This window comes from bacterium, from assembly GCA_041648665.1.
GTDB lineage: Bacteria > UBA10199 > UBA10199 > 2-02-FULL-44-16 > JAAZCA01 > JAFGMW01.
In genome coordinates, this window is sequence record JBAZOP010000002.1 from 52990 (window position 1) to 67178 (window position 14189).

The window sequence follows — 14189 nt, forward strand, 5'->3', positions numbered from 1 at the left end:
TTGCGCGTTTTCCATCATCGGTCAGCTCCTCGCACGACCAAGGTGATCTCTAGTCGGTAATCTACCTCCGGATGCAGCGCATAGAAGCTCTCGTTGGAGATCTTTTTTGTGCTTGCAACTGGATGCCCCATCTCTTCGAGAACCACATCTTGCGCCACAATGAGATCAGAATGCTGAACTAGGCGCTGGTCATAGAGCGCACGCGCAGCAGCGAGGATCTCGCCTATCAGGCGATCTCGCTCGCGACGCGTTGCATCAGACATCTTCGCGATCTGGTATCCGCCGCGTCTCGGCATGACATGCCACCTACTTTCCTCGGGGCGCGGGGCGTCCCGCCTCCAGCAGGTCGTGCTTGAACAGGTGCGCGCGCCCCTCCAGGAGCCGCGTGGCCGCAGCGAGGAACTCCGGCCAGCTGATGGCCCGGGCCCGCGCGTCGTGGTTCCACTTCCCGACCTTGACAAGGTCGGTCCGGTCCCGCACCGCGTCGATCGCCCGCAGCCCCTCCGCGGCGTCCAGCACCGGCTCGACGCTGACCCAGGTCCGCACGCCCGCGTCCCGAGCCAGATCGAGGGCACGGAGGCGCTCCGCGATGGGCGGCGCATGCGGCTCCCAGTGCTGCCGCATCGCCTCGTCCAGGAAGCAGATCGTGGTGCCCAAGCTCCAGCCGCACCGATGGAGCTGCGGAAACAGCGGTACCACAGCCAGCGGGTTCTTGGTCAGCACCGTGACCTGGAGCAGCTCACGCTCGGCGATCTCTAGCGCGACCCCGAGGGCCTCCGCCTGCTCCGCCGTGCCGAGCGGGTCGGTCGCGAAGCTAAACAGGATCTCCCGGGGATCGCCGCGGTGCGCCGCAGCCGATGCCTCGAACCGCGCCCGCCAGTTTAGCTTCGGTCGCACCGTGGGCCAGTCCTCGGGGCGCACGCGAAGAGCGGCAGACGCATAGCAATAGCGACAAGCGTGGGCACAGCAGATGGCGAGGTTGCACGCCAGCGGGGCGTACTCCAGGGCGCGCCCCCGGGGCGTGTAGATGAGATCGTCGCGCGCGGCCATGCGGTCATGCATACGACAGCGGTGGGCGTTTGTCAACGAGGAAGTGGGCCGGCAGCCGCGAATGATACCTGCTGCAATATGTTGAACAGTTTTCTGCCACGCTTCCGCCGCACTCGCTCTGCTTCCTGTTCCTCTGGCGTTAGGCTATCCCACCATTCCTGCGCCTTGCGCTTCACCTCTGCCTGCTCCCGCTCCCGCCGTTCCTCTGTGCGCGACCCGATGCCGTGCGCCCTTCGCCACTTCGCTTCGCCCATGGGTAACCTCATCGCTTTTCCAGCATACCTCTCCGTTGGCATGCCGATCAACCGCGCAGGCGCCACATCGGGCGCCCCTTTCCTCCACGAGGCCCAGACTCAAACCCAGCCGACGCCAGTCGCCCCTGACGCGACAGGCGCCCCAGGGCGGCCGCCACCCGCAAGGCCGCATCGGGAGCAACGGCAACCCCTTCGGCCAGGGCCCGATCTACCAGCGCTGCGCAGGTCTGCGCCTCACCCTGGAGGGCCCCCGCCACCCATGGCGCCAGCGAGCGCGCAAGTGCCGGGGGCTTCTGACAGCGCAGGCCGCCAACCTTAACCAGTACCTCCCGGGGCGCGTCCTCCCCTGGCAACTGGGCCTCCACCACCACGCCACGTGGATCCACGCGCAGCACACGCACAGACAGGTTGGGACGCACGAGGCGAGCTTGGAATGGACCCCCTTGCATCAGCGCACGCACAGTACTCCAACGCACCATAGCTCACATCCTTTTCCCGCCGTGCCTGTATGGTCGGCCACGGTTGAACTCGATCTTGTCCCGCAGCGCCCTGGACAGGTCGATCCCGCGCTCCCCGCAGAAGTCGAAGACTCGGATCAGCACATCCGCCATCTCCTCGGCTACCCCGGGAACCCCAGGTAGGTGATCCGATGGAGCAGCAAGCCCCTCCGGACTCCGCAGGTACTCTAACGCCTCGGACAGCTCCGAGTGCATCAGTGCGATCAGATCCCCGTCGCTCCTCGGGGCGTCCCACCAGCCGTGCTCACGCGCGATCTGGTGACATTCGGCCACCATGGCCGCGATCCCATCACACCACATCCGAGGATCGTCTCCATCTTCCTTTTTGTACACAAACGCATACGGCCCAACCTTTTTGAATGTATCTGTCATCACTGGCCTCTATTGCGGATCTTCACCGTTCGATCCTCGCGCCTCCGAACCTCACACTCGGCCAACTCCAGCAGATCGCGTAGCTGGTCAGCGTCCACCTCCACCTCGCTCCAATCGTCGTCGGACTCTGCCAGTCGCTTACGGAACGCATCGACCAATGTTCTCTCCTCACTCATCTCATCTCATCCATTCTTCGATGTGGAATCTCGCAGCAGATCGCCCAGGTTCGTCCCGATCTTCGGTCCGCGATGCCCACGATGCTTCCCATTGTCATGAACTGAAGTACACGACGTCATCATTTCGCCCAACGGAAGAAGCTGTTTTGCCACCTTCATCCGAACCACCTGCTCCCACGCTTCCTCGACATCGGCATCCGTCGCCAGCCCAGCTTCTCGTTGCGCCAAAACCGCTTCCAGTCTCGCATTCGCATCGAGAAACTCCTTCTGCTTGGACTTCAACATGAACGCTCCTACGACCTCGCGTGCGTCAGGATCTTGCGGAACTCACGCTGGTCGAAGATCGCCTGCCGCACCGTCGTCGCGATCTCCGTCTGACGCTCGACCGGGACAAGGACCTGCACCGCGCCACCGGTCCGGTCGCTGGACCGGAAGATGAGCAACGACCACCCCATCAGCTTCATCCCGATGGGCGAATTGATGCCGAAGTCGTCGATCCGGAACAGCTCGATGTTCTCACCGCCCTTGCTGAGCCAGCCCGTCTCGATGCCCAGCCGCTGCGTCGTGATCGTGAACCGGTTCGACGCCGACTCGTACCAGCGGCAGATCAGGTAGACCAGCCCGGGGATGACGAACAGCAGCAGCAGGAAGATCAGCAGGATGATCTGCCCGACGCTGTAGAACACCGGGATTTCCCCCTTGTAGACCAGCTTCTCCTCGGAAACCTCCTGGCGCTTCGCGTTCGCCACGAGGTCCTCGCCGCAGAACCGGCACTTCTTCGCCACCGCCCGGATGGGCTCCCCACAAATCGGGCACGGGATCAGGTCGTTCGCTTCGGACATGATTGCTCTCCCTTCGGTTGCGCGCCTACTCCTCGATCGGGGCGAGAGGATTCGAACCTCCGACATCCAGCTCCCAAAGCTGGCGCGCTACCAGGCTGCGCTACGCCCCGTCGTCACCTCAATCCTTGGCCTCCACCCTCCCTTTCGGCGGCGCAATCGCAGAAGGAGCGCGCGGCCCCGACGACGCGCCAGATCTCCTCGGGCGGCTCCGCGTCCATGTAGCCGCAGAGCTGGCGGGCACCCCCCCCACACCGGGTGCCGGGGCACCCCTGCGCGACGAGGGCCTTGCAGCGCGCCAGCTCCCGCGCGTACCGGCTGGCGATCGCCCGGGCATCGTCCAGCTTGGCGCGCAGCGCCGGCCCTGGGTCGGCCCCCGGGGAGGGATCCGCCCCCGCGGCGGGCCCCGCGTCCGCACACGCCGCGCACCCGCAGGGATCGCGCGCCGGATCCTCGGCGAAGTCCTCCACGAAGATGACCCCCAGGAAGAAGAACCCGACCGCCGTCGCCAACTCCCCCAGGATCGGCGCCACGCACCGATCGAAGAAGCTTCGCGCCGGGATCTGGTACCATCCGCCGCCTGCCCTCCGCGCCATGCCGCTCCCTTTCGCGCTCAAGGGCCCCGGGGCGCCCCCACCTGCGGGGGCCACCCCGGGATCCCACACAACCTGTAAGCAACCACGGGGCGCCGCTCGCTCGGCGCCCCGTCTCTCCACGTGGGCCGCGGTGCTAATCGTACCCGTCGGTGGCCTGCCCGGCCCTATCCCGCACGCGGAGCCGCCGCGCCATCCCGTGCGCCAGCGCGGCCCTCCGGTGGCCCCAGCCCAGCGAGCCCGGCCCCCCCGCACGCGGGGGGTGCGCGCCGCCACGTGGCGAGAGCGACGCCCGGATCTCGCCCTGCGTCCGAACCGCCCACTGCCGCACGGGCCGGCCCCATCCCAGGGCCGCACGCACCGTCCGGAGCAGCGGGGAACGTAGCATCGTCCTGCCCCTCCTACGCCTTGACCGCCCGCGCGCGCACCGCCGCAGCACGCTGTTCCCGCAGCTCCACCGCGAACGCCGGGAACCACCGCGGCGCCCCCGGCTCGTCCCGCCAGCGGCGGCCCGCGCGTTCCTCCTGGTCGTACTGCTCGCGGAGCGCGTCCAGGCCATCGATGACGATGTCCATCACCTCGTAGAACGCGGGCCCCCCCCCGGCCCTCTCCAGGATGATCCCCCGCTCGATCGGCGCCGACCGCAGTCGGCTCCGCGCGATCTGCCGGCCCCGCGTCCGCGAGAACCGACCCAGGTCCGGCGGCGAGCAGAACGCGCAGCCCACCCGGTACAGGGTGATGGGCCGGGGGGCCGGCCGCTGCTCCCGCTCGATGGCGAACGTCATCGCCCCGTACGCCGTCCGGTAGTGCTTGTAAAAGATCCCGTCCTGCATGGTAGCCCTCCCGCCGCGCATCCTACGCGGCATGCTCACCCAGGAGTATAACCGCCGCTGGCGCGTTTGTCAACAGGTAAAACGCCTGGTTCCAGCGCACACGTGTGCGCCCCCTCCCCAGCGGGCCCCCACCCCACGTCCAGCGGCTCCGCAGGTGGCCGGTACTCGCCCGCGTCCCGCCCGGCCGCGCGCCCCCGCTTAGCCCCCCCGGGGCCCGGGGCCAGGAACAGCCGCCAGAACCCCCCCACGAGGGCCTCGATGCTGGGCGCCGGGGCCAGCCGGCCCTGCGTGGTGGCCGCCACCGCCTCCCACCGCCCCACCGCGGCCCCCACCGTCCGCGCCACCAGCGCCTCCCCGTGCGCCCCCACCAGCGCCGCCACGCGCGCCCGGGTCCGGGGTGCCCACGCCGGCTCCGCCGCCACAGCGGGGCCGTAGCGGGCCTCCAGCGCAGCCACGTACACCGCCCGGATCCGATCCACCGCCCCCGGATCCCCCTCCCCTCCCTCGCTGCTGCCTTCTTCGATCTCCGTTTCGAGATCGATCGCGCGCGCTACGCGCGGGGGGGGGATCTGTTCCTGTTCCTGTTCCTGTTCCTGTTCCTGGATCGGGGATGGCGTCCCGATGCCATCCGGTATGCCATCCGGTATGCCATCGAGAAGGCATCGCGCATGGCATCCGGAAGGCATCCGGAACGCCTTCCTGAAGGCTTTCAGGAAGGCAGGGGAGAGCCCCTCGCACAAGGCTTCCAACAGGTGGAAAAAACTGCCCTTTAGCGGGCTACTGGGCAGCTCATCGAACGCCCGCGCCCACGATTTCAGCGCGTTCAGACTATTGGGCGTGTTGTACCGCAGGAAGTGCGGCAGCAGCACGACCTGGGCGTGCTCGTCGTACAGGGCGAACCCCTGCGCTTCGGCCTCCCGGAACGCGGCGATGTAGCGATCGAAGGGCCAGCGCTTCTCCGCCGCCAGCGCCTCCAGGCTGGCCTTGTACAGGCCGAACGGCGACGAGAGCGGCGTGGTTAGCAGGTGCAGGAAGACCAGCTGGCAATCATCCGAGGCAAAGGGGAACTTGTCGTCGTTCCAGAGCAGGCAGTGCACCGTGCGGTACCGGCTCATGCTCCACCCCCCGGCGTGCACACGTGTTCGCTCGGTTGCCCGGGATCCAGGTCCCGCAGGGTGCCCGCCTGCGCCTCGCGCTCGAACGCCTCATTGACCAGGGCCGACATCAGGTCCTGCATGTTGACGCCGCGCACGGCGGCGAGCAGCTTCAGGCGCATCCGGGCTTCCGCGCCCAGGTGCACCGCCTTCCGATCATCGCTCGGCATTCTGTCCCTCCGGATTGTGGAGGCAGACGGTACCATACCCAGATCACGGCAGGCAAGTACTTTCCGTGGGAAAGTGACGCGGCCTACTCTTCCTGCTCGCTGTTGTGGGATCGGTTGCCGGACATCAATGCCTCCGCGAGGGGACCGTCGTCTTTAGGCGACGGGAGAATCGCGGCCCCTCTCCGCTTGCTTTTCTGTTGACTTTCATCTGTTCATATGGGACTCTTGCATTGTGAGACGGACAATCATCATCGCGCTTGAGCCAGCCAACGAGCAGCTTGCTGCACTCACGGAGACCTGCGACCTGTTCACCGAGGTCTTCAACGCCGTCTGCACAGGCGGGTGGCAACACGCCGAAAAGAACGGGGTCCGCCTCCACCACGCCTTCTACCGGCCCCTCAAGGCCCAGCACCCGACCCTCGTGAGCGACCTGCATGTCCAGGCCCGCGTCAAAGCTACGGAGGCTATCCGAAGCGCGTTGGCCCTCAAACGCAAAGGCAAGAAAGTCTCCTGCCCGCACTCCACCTCTTGCCCCCCGCGCTACAACCTGCACACCTTCAAGATCGACTGGGCTTCCCGCACCGTGCGCCTGTCCACTACGGCGGGGCGCCAGACCATCCGGTTCGCCGTCCCCGTTCACGCGGAGCGGTACGCCGAGCATCCAGTGGACACTGCCGATCTCGTCTGCTGCGAAGGTCGTTGGGCCATGCACGTCTCCGTCACCGTGCCTGCGCCCGCCGTCGATCCCGTCAATGACGTGGTGGGCGTGGACCTCGGGCTGGCCCAGCCAGCCGTCACGTCCAACAACCAGTTCCTGGGCAAAAAGGCATGGCGCTCTATCGAGAACCGGCTCTTCAAGCTGAAGCGCAGGCTGCAAGAACGAGGAACCAAGAGCGCCAAGCGCCATCTCAAAAAGATCCACAAGTCGCAAGCCAGGTTCCGCAGAGATTGCGACCACGTGCTCTCCAAGAAAGTTGTCCAGGCTTGCCCCGCTGGCGGCACGATCGTCTTGGAAAACCTGACCGACATCCGCAAGCGGGCACGGGCCAAGAGCAACACCGAAGCCAAGCGCCGCCTTCACGGGTGGTCCTTCGCGCAGATCAAGATCTTCATCGCGTACAAAGCCGAGGAACGGGGTTGTACGGTGGCCGGGGTCGATCCCCGGCATACCTCGCAACGATGCTCTCGCTGTGGACACACGGCGAAGAACAACCGCCGCTCCCGCGCCGTGTTCAAGTGTCGGAAGTGTGGATTTTCCCTCCACGCCGACTTGAACGCAGCTCGCAACATCGCGGCCAAGTACCAGACCCACGTCGGCATGCCCGATATGGGTGGGCACCCTGTCAACGTGCCTATCGCGGGAGTGGGTGAACTCGTTCATTCAGCTACCTGCAAGCCGCCCGCTTTAGCTGGCGGTCGTTGACGTAGCAGCGGCGCTGGAGCAGGTGGATGGGCTCCCCAAGTGCCGCCGGCTCCCCCGCCCGGGCCTGCACGGCCTCCTCGCTGAGCCCAGCGTAGAGGTCCAGAGACAGCAGCCGCTGGTCGATGCCAGCGCGGACCTCCCGCTGGTCGGCGATGACGGCCTCCACCGGGATCGTCTCGGCATGCATCAGCCGCCCGAGCCGCTCCGAGGTGTCCCGGATTTGCTTGTACAGGGCGGGGATCTCCTCCGCCTTGGCGCGCTCCAGGGCCTGCCGGTAGGCGGGGATCGGCTCGTCGCCGCGCAGGGCCAGCGCCGCGGCCTCCCCGCCGCCACCCTCCTCGGGGAGCGCCCGCCCGGGGGCCACGCCAAGCCGCAGCATGAGCGCCTCCAGGTCGCCAGTCAGCGCCCGCAACTGCTCCTTCTGCCGGGCGCCCGCGGCCCGGAGGACCGCTGGACCGTCGGGGCACAGCGTGCACGATGCCGCCAAGGCATCGTAACTAATGCGCGTCACATACTCACCGGCGCCATCCTCGATGACACCACGCAGCAGGACGTAGTTGCTGCCTAAGCGGACGACGCAACCGAGCCAGCGCTGCCCATCGTCCGGATCCATTACCCAGTACCACTCGCCCACCAGTGGCAGGTCTTCCGGCCGCTCGCGTGTTTTTGTAGGCGCGCACACCTTGTCCAAGTTGCTCATCGCGCCTCCGCAGCAGGTTCGCCGCCAGCATCCTCACTGGCCATTTCCTTTCAATTATAACCAGTCGGTATGCGTTTGTCAACATATTAGGATCGCGTCGTGACGCGCAGAATTTCACCGCTGCGGAGGCCGACCACGGTGTCCCCGGCCGCGACCAGCCGCAACCCGGCGACCGCGGGATCGGCAATGCGACGGCCGACCTGCGCCCCGCGCTCGGGGAAGAGGGACAGCTCGCCGCCCTCGTCGATCAGGGCCACCACGCCCCGGGCAAGTCGGGCGACGTTCAGCGCGCCATGACCCACGTTACGATCGGCCCAGCGCAGCTGGGCGCCCGCACTGCCCACCGCGTACACGTAGCGGTCGACGCTGCCCCCGCGCTCGGCCAGGACCAGCAGGGCGCGCCCCCCGGCCCAGGCGTCCACCACGCGGGCGCCGTCCAGATCCGCCAGCCGCACCTGGTCGCTGCGGCCCGGGGCCGGGAACACGTTCGCGTACCACGCGCCCAGCACGCTCTGGAGGGCCACGCCGGGGTACAGCTGCGTCGCCAGGGGCGCCACGTTGGCCACCACGCGCGGGGCGGCAACGAGCTGCCCCCCCAGGCGCGCCAGCTGCACCTCGACCACGTGCTCGCCATCGTGGGCGTACAGGCGACCCTCGGCGGTGGTCAGCGCCGCAGCCTGCACGACGAGGGGCACCTCCGCCCCGCCATCCAGGGCGCGCATCCGGAGGCGCTGGCGGTCGATCCAGGCGTAGAGCGGCGTGCCGTCGGGGGCCCATGCCAGGGATCCCGCGCCATCCACGGGGACCTGCCGAGGAGGCCGGGTGCCGTCCCATAGCGTCACCGCGCACCCCGCTGGTCCCCGGACCAAAGCTGCCTCCGCGCCGCCGGGGATCGCCACGTACTCCAGCACATCCCCATCCACGACATGGAGCACGCGCAGGTCCACGTGCCCGGCGCTCGAAGCAGGCCGCAGCCCACGCATGGGCGCGCTGGCTTGGGCGCTGGCGGGCGGGGGATCGCGGCGGCCGGCCTCGAACACAGCGCGGTACCAGTCGCGATAGGCGCTCGGGATCACGTCTAGGGGCGGCACCAGCGGGGGCACCGACACGGCGGCGTTGAACACCGAGAGGTTGGCGCGCATGCGATCGGGCAGACCACGCACCGTGGGGTGGCGCCCCTTGTAGGGGTGGATGCCAACGAACAGCTGGAAGGTCACGATGCCCCAGGAAAACCAGTCGGATCCTGTGGTCCAGCAGCCCTGGGCGTGCCAATCCCGCACGCTCTCCATCAGGGCGGTGGCCGGGAAGCGAGGCGTCTGGTAGGAGTCCACATCGATGAAGCACACCTCCTCGAAGGTGGCGGTGGCCAGGAAGTTCATCTCGTTGGCGTCCACCACCAGCACGCGGGCGGCGTGCACTGCCTCCATGCTGGCGCGCATGCGCTGCACGAGGCGCAGCACCGTGGAGCCATCCAGGCCGTGCCGCGCCTGGAATGCCCGGGTGAAGAGCTGGCAGAGCGGGAAGGCATCCGGAACACGGCGCATGCTGTAGCCGACCGGGCGCCCCCGGCCGTCCAGCAGCACGCGCTGCGGCCGGATCACGCTGTCGTCAGCGATCGCGCTCAACTCGTCGATCTTAGCCTCGGGGACCATGCGCTCGGGCTTCAGGTAGACCTTGAACGCCTCGTCCCCGTGAGCGTAGACCTGCCCCTCGCCGCCCGCGCCCAGGAAGTTGGCCTGGGTCAGCACGACCTCGCCGCCCCCCCGCATTCGGTACTTCGTCATGCGCTGCCCTCCGCGCGCTCCAGGACCACCGCGCCCATGCTGAGGTCGTCATCGTGGCGCCATCCCCGCTGAGCGGCCTTCCGCAGGAACGCCTGGAGGCGCCGCTGCACAAACACGCCCTGGAGCCCCTTGAACGCCATCAACTCGCCCACGATCACCTCAGAGGGGATGGGCTGGTGGTCCGCATCCAGGAAGGAGCGCACACCATCGCTGAACACAGCCACGACGGCGGCGTCCTCGATGGTCCGCTGGAAGGGCTGCACGCCCCGGCATCGCAGCTCCTCGCCATCCGGGCCACGCGCCACCCACTCCTCACGCTGCAGCACGGCCGCCATGCGCTGGTCGTCCACGAGGTAGTTGGCGTAGCGAGGGTATCCGTCGGGAGCCTCAACTTCCCAGATCCGCAGGGCGCCCCCCGGGTCCCGGGCGGCGATCACGCCGTCCCCGGTGCACGAGACGAAGGCCGAGGATCTTTGGCCCAGGGCGAAGACCAACGTGGCGTCCATCGCCAATGGGTCCAGATTCCAGCACGTTTTCTGGAACAGACGGCGCCGGAGGTCGATCACCTCCATGGCGCCCCAACACCACCACGCGGGATCTGCCATGGAAGAAATGCGGCCTATTCCAACCTCGCAGCTCAGGGTGAGCAGCCGCGCGCCAACGTCCGTGTCGGGGCTGCCCGAGCAGCCGTCCGAGACGATGGCGTAGGGGCGGCCCTCTTGCGTCCGTCCGCACCGGGCGTAGTCCTGGCAGACCCGGTGGGCCGCCCCGATGACGTAGGCGCTGTCCGCGTTCGCCCGCATCTCCATCAGAGGCTGAAGGACATCGGCTGCGAGGGGCCGCCGGTTCCGAGCGCCTGGGACTGGGCGCTGATGCTCTTGCTCACGAAGGCCGCCAACTTGGCCAGCGTCCGCGCGCTCGCGTCCTTGGTCTCGACGTACTGTCCGATCCCAGCCTCCTGCTGGAAGGCGACCAGGGCGCCGCTCACCTGCGGGTCGTTGCCCACCCCGACGCCCACCAGGATGGACACCTGGCTCTCCAGCGCCTCGGACTGGATGGCGCGCTCCAGCTGCGCCCGCACCTGCCCCGGGCCCCCCGCGGAGGCGTTGTCGCAGCCGTCGGAGATGATCACGGCCACCCCGTTCACGGCGTAGTCGCTGCCGACCAGGGTACGCGCGTAGTCGGCCTGCGCGTGCACGGCGTGCTCCGCCGCGTCGAACAGCGCCGTCATGCCGCCGCACGACAGGCAGCCGCGGTAGTCGTCGAGGTTGCAGTTGGCGAGCAGCTTGAAGCCGTGCACCTCCCGCATGTGGTCGTTGAAGGTGATCATCCGCAGCATCAGGTTGTCGGCCCGGGGAGACAGCTTGCAGGCGTTGACCACCTCGCGGATGGCCTGCTCCATATCCGCAGCGTAGGGCCCCACGGACCCGCTCACGTCCACGGCCAGCGTGACCAGGGTGTACTCGGCCGCCCCCAGGGCGTCCAGGCGCGTGGCGCTGTACCCGAACGCGGTGGTCGGGAGCGCGCGCTCCTCCATGGACAGGTCGTTGATCTTCGGCATCGGTTCCCTCGCCTTCCTGCTAGCGCACCGCGCTAGCGCAGCACGTCCACCGTGGTCGACGTCTGCATCCCCTTCGCCGTCATTTCGGCGACGAAGTCCTCTTGGAGCTTCTCGAACCCGGGCACCGGGCTGAGAGCGTCGGTGAGCAGCACGAACTTCTGGACGTAGTCCGCGCTGCTGAACCCGGCCGCCACGTCCCGGATCGTGTTGGCGACGCAGTGGCTGCCCGCCTCGCCCGCGATCAGGATCAGGTCCGCCTCCTCCAGCGCCTGGATGAGGCGCAGGTTGATCTGGGTCGACGGATCTGCCGGGTCCGGCACCTCGGCCTTCACCCCGGAGTAGTGCTCCGTGAACAGGTTGCTGCCCTTGCTCACGAAGTCGATCACGCCCGGGCCCGCGGCCGCCCAAGCGTTGAGCGCCTCCAGCACGGCCGGCACCAGGGTGGCGCCCGGGCTACCGATCAGGCAGTGCGGGGGCCAGATGCACAGCGGGTACCGGTGTCCGGCCTCCAGCGCGCGCACGTAGTCGAGCATGCGGCGCGTGAGGCTGGGGATGCACGGCGTCCAGGCGCCGCTCTCCACGTCCTGTGGCGTGATGATCGTGAACGGCGTCGGCGGCTGGCCGTCGGGCCCGCGCCACATGGCCGGGTGCGCCACGTCCAGCAGGTGATGCTGGTCGAGCGTCGCGTGGATGTCGTGCAGCCGCGCCCCCAACCGCTGGACCATGGCGGCCACGCGCTGCATGTCCTCCGCGGCGCCAGGCACGAACAGCGCCCCAGTAGGGTCGCAGAAGTCGTGCTGCGCGTCGATCAGGAACAGGTCCACCTTCTTCGTCATCGGATCCTCCTCTCAGGCCGGCTCCCGCCGGAAATGCGGCGGCACGCAACGCTTGTGCGCGCTCACCGTGTGCAACTCGTCGATCTTCCGCGCCACCTCCACCTCGATGGCCTCCCCGCGCAGGTAGGCGTCGATGGCGCCGTACACGTTGGACGTTCCCAGGATGCCCCCCAACTCTTCTTGGTCGGTCTGGCCGATCCAGAGGCCAGCCGTCGGGGGACGATCTACCAGCGCCTCCGGCAGCCCAAGCAGCCGCCCCAGCTGGCGCACCTCGCCCTTGTCGAACGCGAGGAGCGGCTCCAGGTCCACCCCGTGATCGCCGTACTTCGTGGCGTACCCAATGTACGCCTCGGCCGCGTTGGTCGTGCCCACCACGAGGCCACCACGGTGGTTCGCCACCGCGTAGAGGGCCACCATGCGCAGGCGCGCCTGCATGTTGCCGCAGGTCAACGCGTTCAGCAGGGGATCACCTGTTGCGAAGCGCAGCTCCTTCTCCATCGCCTCGTATGCGCTGCGGATGTTCACCGGGAGCGCGTCCGCGGTGCACCCCAGGTGCTTCACCAGCGTGTTCGTCCACCGCACATCCGGGTCGGCCCCACACGGCATCCGGACCAGGACCGTGTGATCGCGGCCTACCGCGCGCACACACAACGCAGCCACCACGGAGGAGTCCACCCCCCCGCTGATGCCCACCACGGCGCGGTGTAGGCCGCTTAGCAGATGCTCCCGCAGCCAGCCGCACAGGGCATCCACGTCGCCCATCGTCACGCACCCACGAGTCCCAGCGCCTGCTTGCATCGCTCCACCTCCTCTGGATCTCCCGAGTGCTTCGTGGGCACATCGGACAGCTTGACCGCGGGGCGCCACGGATTGGTCGGCCACGCCCGCGCCCGCGTCATCTTGATAACCATGTTGAGGGGCCGCACCCCCGGGACGTCGCAGGTCAGCGACGTGCCAAGGAGGAACCGCGCCCCGATGCGTCCCTCCATCGCTGACCGAATCGCCTGGACGTCGTCCAGGCCCAGGCCGTCGGAGAAGACCATGACCTTCGACCGTGGGTCGATGCCGAGCCGCTCGTAGTGGGCGATCACCTGCTGCGCGCACAGGAGCGGATCCCCAGAGTCCTGCCGCACGCCGTCGTAGATCCGCGCCCGGAGCCCGTTGAAGGCCCGCAAGAACACCGGCGTCGTGTAGGTGTCCAGGAGCCCGATCCCGAGCGCTCCCCGGTAGGTCTCCACCCAGCGGTCGAGCGCGATCGCCGTCGCCTCCTCGTAGCCGAGGATTGCGCCATGGTACATGGTCCACTCGTGCGCCACGGTGCCCACGCAGGGGAGCCCCATCTCCAGTGCCATGCCCACGTTGCTGGTGGGGATGTTCAGGGCCGCGAGGACCCGCTGGTGTATCTCCCGCGAGAAGCGGCGCCGCGTGCCGCCCTCGACCACCGGCAGTTGATCCCGGCGGATGAGCAAGCCCTTGGCCGCCGCCCGGTTCACTACGTCCGCGTCGCGGGCGGGCAGGCTGCCCCCGTGCGACAGCAGGTGGTAGCGCTCGGAGATCAGCGCCATCAGCGGAACCTCCCAGAGCACGGTGCGCAGCCATGGACCGCGCACGATCAGACGCAGACGGCGCTCCTCGTCCAAGCTGCACTCCACGATCTCGGACGGGTCGAAGCGGTAGCGCGCCAAGAAGGAGCGGTACCACGGCTGCACCGGCAGGACGCGCCCCAGGCCGTCAACCTCGGACTCGGTGAGCGCTGGAGCCGCGACCAGCTCCTCATCGATCCAGCTGCGCAGCTGGGCAAAGGCGGCAGGCCACGCCACAGGCGTCCGCACGATCAGCTCGTACTCCGCCTCCGCCTGGGGGTAGTGCTGCCCGATGGCTTGCTGCATCGAAAACTTGTAGAGGTCGGTATCGAGCAAGTGCATC

At 68.2% G+C, this 14189-nt stretch carries 20 protein-coding genes and 1 tRNA gene; 1 reads left to right on the forward strand and 20 read right to left on the reverse strand.

Annotated features, from left to right (window positions below; all coding sequences use genetic code 11):
* Positions 1-14: 14 nt before the first annotated feature.
* From WC683_01335 to WC683_01395, 13 genes are all read right to left on the reverse strand, one after another.
* Positions 15-296: a hypothetical protein gene (locus WC683_01335; GenBank protein ID MFA4971224.1), complete on the reverse strand. Its 282-nt coding sequence runs from the start codon at positions 294-296 to the stop codon at positions 15-17.
* A gap of 10 nt (positions 297-306) precedes the next feature.
* Entirely contained in the window at positions 307-1050 is a 744-nt protein-coding gene (locus tag WC683_01340; protein MFA4971225.1) for a radical SAM protein, read from the reverse strand.
* Positions 1051-1082: 32 nt separating this feature from the next.
* Positions 1083-1304, reverse strand: a complete 222-nt coding sequence (locus tag WC683_01345) for a hypothetical protein (GenBank protein ID MFA4971226.1) — start codon at positions 1302-1304, stop codon at positions 1083-1085.
* Positions 1305-1786: 482 nt separating this feature from the next.
* Positions 1787-2194 (reverse strand): hypothetical protein, encoded by a 408-nt coding sequence (locus tag WC683_01350; protein ID MFA4971227.1) that lies wholly within the window; start codon positions 2192-2194, stop codon positions 1787-1789.
* Positions 2194-2370 carry a hypothetical protein gene (locus WC683_01355; protein ID MFA4971228.1) on the reverse strand — a complete coding sequence of 59 codons (177 nt, stop codon included), beginning with the start codon at positions 2368-2370 and terminating at the stop codon, positions 2194-2196. Before WC683_01355 ends, WC683_01350 begins: the two co-directional genes overlap by 1 nt.
* Before the next feature lie 6 nt (positions 2371-2376).
* Complete coding sequence (locus WC683_01360; GenBank protein MFA4971229.1) at positions 2377-2655, reverse strand: hypothetical protein; 279 nt, start codon at positions 2653-2655, stop codon at positions 2377-2379.
* An 8-nt stretch (positions 2656-2663) separates the two neighbouring features.
* The gene (locus WC683_01365; protein ID MFA4971230.1) at positions 2664-3212 is read right to left on the reverse strand and encodes a zinc ribbon domain-containing protein; all 549 of its coding nucleotides are present in this window, start codon (positions 3210-3212) and stop codon (positions 2664-2666) included.
* A gap of 36 nt (positions 3213-3248) precedes the next feature.
* A tRNA-Pro gene (locus WC683_01370) sits at positions 3249-3322 on the reverse strand.
* 3 nt (positions 3323-3325) lie between these two features.
* Complete coding sequence (locus WC683_01375) at positions 3326-3805, reverse strand: hypothetical protein (GenBank protein ID MFA4971231.1); 480 nt, start codon at positions 3803-3805, stop codon at positions 3326-3328.
* 133 nt (positions 3806-3938) lie between these two features.
* Positions 3939-4190 carry a hypothetical protein gene (locus tag WC683_01380; GenBank protein ID MFA4971232.1) on the reverse strand — a complete coding sequence of 84 codons (252 nt, stop codon included), beginning with the start codon at positions 4188-4190 and terminating at the stop codon, positions 3939-3941.
* 13 nt (positions 4191-4203) lie between these two features.
* Entirely contained in the window at positions 4204-4635 is a 432-nt protein-coding gene (locus WC683_01385; GenBank protein ID MFA4971233.1) for a hypothetical protein, read from the reverse strand.
* A 35-nt stretch (positions 4636-4670) separates the two neighbouring features.
* Positions 4671-5750 carry a hypothetical protein gene (locus WC683_01390; GenBank protein MFA4971234.1) on the reverse strand — a complete coding sequence of 360 codons (1080 nt, stop codon included), beginning with the start codon at positions 5748-5750 and terminating at the stop codon, positions 4671-4673.
* Positions 5747-5959 carry a hypothetical protein gene (locus WC683_01395; GenBank protein ID MFA4971235.1) on the reverse strand — a complete coding sequence of 71 codons (213 nt, stop codon included), beginning with the start codon at positions 5957-5959 and terminating at the stop codon, positions 5747-5749. Before WC683_01395 ends, WC683_01390 begins: the two co-directional genes overlap by 4 nt.
* Before the next feature lie 232 nt (positions 5960-6191).
* Between WC683_01395 and WC683_01400 the strand changes: the two genes are divergently transcribed.
* Positions 6192-7382, forward strand: a complete 1191-nt coding sequence (locus WC683_01400) for a transposase (GenBank protein MFA4971236.1) — start codon at positions 6192-6194, stop codon at positions 7380-7382.
* Here the strand turns inward: WC683_01400 and WC683_01405 are convergent.
* The 7 genes from WC683_01405 to pncB form a co-directional block, all read right to left on the reverse strand.
* Positions 7345-8082, reverse strand: a complete 738-nt coding sequence (locus tag WC683_01405) for a hypothetical protein (GenBank protein ID MFA4971237.1) — start codon at positions 8080-8082, stop codon at positions 7345-7347. The two genes, WC683_01400 and WC683_01405, sit on opposite strands and share 38 nt — an antisense overlap.
* A gap of 86 nt (positions 8083-8168) precedes the next feature.
* Entirely contained in the window at positions 8169-9866 is a 1698-nt protein-coding gene (locus WC683_01410; protein MFA4971238.1) for a hypothetical protein, read from the reverse strand.
* Complete coding sequence (locus WC683_01415; GenBank protein ID MFA4971239.1) at positions 9863-10675, reverse strand: protein phosphatase 2C domain-containing protein; 813 nt, start codon at positions 10673-10675, stop codon at positions 9863-9865. The genes WC683_01410 and WC683_01415 overlap by 4 nt, the downstream gene beginning before the upstream one ends.
* Positions 10675-11427, reverse strand: coding sequence for a vWA domain-containing protein (locus WC683_01420; protein MFA4971240.1), 753 nt, complete (start codon positions 11425-11427; stop codon positions 10675-10677). The genes WC683_01415 and WC683_01420 overlap by 1 nt, the downstream gene beginning before the upstream one ends.
* Before the next feature lie 32 nt (positions 11428-11459).
* Positions 11460-12263: a hypothetical protein gene (locus tag WC683_01425; protein ID MFA4971241.1), complete on the reverse strand. Its 804-nt coding sequence runs from the start codon at positions 12261-12263 to the stop codon at positions 11460-11462.
* Between the two features lie 12 nt (positions 12264-12275).
* The gene (gene nadE, locus WC683_01430; protein MFA4971242.1) at positions 12276-13061 is read right to left on the reverse strand and encodes an NAD(+) synthase; all 786 of its coding nucleotides are present in this window, start codon (positions 13059-13061) and stop codon (positions 12276-12278) included.
* On the reverse strand, positions 13028-14188 hold the full coding sequence (gene pncB / locus WC683_01435) for a nicotinate phosphoribosyltransferase (GenBank protein ID MFA4971243.1): 1161 nt from the start codon (positions 14186-14188) through the stop codon (positions 13028-13030). Before pncB ends, nadE begins: the two co-directional genes overlap by 34 nt.
* Position 14189: the final 1 nt, after the last annotated feature.